General features: G+C 31.4%; 3 protein-coding genes and 1 pseudogene. All 4 read left to right on the top strand.

Annotated elements, in window-relative coordinates; genetic code table 11:
• Positions 1 to 371: 371 nt before the first annotated feature.
• Positions 372 to 491, top strand: a pseudogene (locus F6K13_RS30215) (IS1 family transposase); the annotation flags it as partial.
• A 430-nt stretch (positions 492 to 921) separates the two neighbouring features.
• Positions 922 to 1,092, top strand: coding sequence for a hypothetical protein (locus F6K13_RS30210; protein ID WP_161564459.1), 171 nt, complete (start codon positions 922 to 924; stop codon positions 1,090 to 1,092).
• A gap of 189 nt (positions 1,093 to 1,281) precedes the next feature.
• Positions 1,282 to 1,500, top strand: a complete 219-nt coding sequence (locus tag F6K13_RS30205; protein ID WP_124144454.1) for a hypothetical protein — start codon at positions 1,282 to 1,284, stop codon at positions 1,498 to 1,500.
• Between the two features lie 81 nt (positions 1,501 to 1,581).
• Positions 1,582 to 1,779: a hypothetical protein gene (locus F6K13_RS30200; protein ID WP_124144455.1), complete on the top strand. Its 198-nt coding sequence runs from the start codon at positions 1,582 to 1,584 to the stop codon at positions 1,777 to 1,779.
• Positions 1,780 to 2,073 lie beyond the last annotated feature (294 nt).

Here is a 2,073-nt window from a genome sequence, read left to right as displayed (position 1 = left end):
TGTTTCGCACAGTGAAAGTTTAAAGAATAATATCTCATAGCTGGAAGATATACATAAAAAAAATTATTACTTTTGGGGAATTTAAAGTAGCGATCATAATCGCCAAGCTGTAGAAATTTGTGGGAATAATACTTCTATTTTGCCAGAAAAACAAATTATACTTACTCAAGCTGCTCTTGCTAGTAGTCGGGATAAAAAAACACCTTTGTTGAATGGAAACCTCTCATTTTTCCAGCACCGTTATATTTTTTTTCTGAAGCAGAAATGGCTGAATTTAACAATCGATTTTTGGTAGTGCTCAATATGTAATGATAGAGGAGTAAAAGTTAGTGTTGTCCATCTATGCCGACCTGTCCAAAATGTGAATCTTCTTAAGACAAAGGGTATCCAGGCTAGTGCGAAAAACTTTGTCTTTTTCTAAATCTGTGGAAAATCATATTGGTGCAATTTGGTATTTTATTCATCACTATAATCAATCATTACTTGTTTAGCACTACCCGATTTTTTTGGTTATTAGTAGCTTTGAATGATATATCAATACCAACTTTCAGTGATGTCAATTTGCCTGATCATTATGAGAAAAATTACTGAATTTTGGGAAAATAAAGCTTTTTTAACTTATTACCAAAAGATGAAAAAGTAAAGATTCCAATAGAAAAATTTTGTGAAGAGCTTCCCGAATATGTGAAAAAGATTTCGCTTCAAGCACTAGCAGTAATTTTGAATGGTAAAAGACTATTGCTTACTGGCGAACAAGAGGAAAAAGACTAATTACTTATTAATTCTCTATAGTATTTTCCTTTTCCTCCCTACTAATGCACATAATAAAATATCTTTAGCTATAGGTTAGGTTGACCCTGAATACTGTAAGTGGGCACAAATAATAGTTAAGCTAGATAGTTCTTCAATACATTTACGGGTTTGGCATTAGTTGGAGAAATCACGAGGGATAATTTTAAAAATCTGTTGATCGAACAACTTTTTCCTATTCTAGATATAGAAACTTTTAATCAAAGTAATTTAAAGCAATATTGGCAGAAAAATTTTCCTGATGCACTAGATTCTTTGAATTTATATTTATTAGAAAAATAGAGAGGTATTTTCCATATTCCTGAGATTGCTAATGGTTTAGAACTTATATCATGTCCGGATAATTAGTGATAAAAAAAAGTTTCTCTTTACTTCTTCTTTCTTCCCTCCTGACTCCTGATTCCTTAGTCGTTTATTTATAACTGTTCAACCGGACATGATATTACTAATTATGAAGCTAGTAAGCTTTATATGACTTGTCTAGAATTACACTCATCAACCTATGAACAAAGTTTGCCACTATTGGAATCTATGATTGAAAAGAGCATCAGTTTTCTAGAAGAGAGAGTTAAGTTTCAGACAGATAATTTTATGGCAGTTTATCAATGGTTTAATTCTCTATATTTTCAAGATAAATCCCCAAGCAAATTTACGGATAAGTCTCTGACAAATTTTCAGATAAACCTCTAGATCCGTTTGAATTATTTTTAACCTCAAGGAAAGTCCCAAATAATAGCTTGAAAGATTATCTAGAGACTTATCTAGAGAAAGTTGAGTTCCTTTTTTCTTTACGAGGACTATATAAAACGGAAGATTTTTCTGGATAAAACTATAGGAAAAGGTTTTCCTGTTGAGATTCTAGAAACATGGCTCAAACTATTGAATACTCACTCAGAAGGTCAAGAGGTAGAAGCAGAATTTATGATTAGTAAAGCTTGGTATTTTCTAAATCATAAAACACTCAGATAAATGCGATAAAATCTAACAGACACTTACAAAAAATATGTAGGCAAATTTATTCAGTGGGCAAATCAACAGGAGCGTTTAGATTTAACTCTATTGAGTTAATTAGTGGAGGACTTATTGAGTACATCACTGAAATCTGGTGTCGGTAAAAATCAATTGATGAAAGTCTATAGAATTTGTTAATGTCTGAAGGTGTATTATCAAAGTTGAGCAATGAAGATTGTCTGAAGTTAATAAATGTTCACAGGTATTTAGGTGCAAATACATTATTGTTACCATTAACCAATTTAGATGACA

The organism is Okeania sp. SIO2B9, from assembly GCF_010672505.1.
GTDB lineage: Bacteria > Cyanobacteriota > Cyanobacteriia > Cyanobacteriales > Microcoleaceae > Okeania > Okeania hirsuta.
The sequence above is the reverse complement of the archived record's forward strand: the minus strand, read 5'-3'. Positions and strand labels throughout refer to the sequence as shown.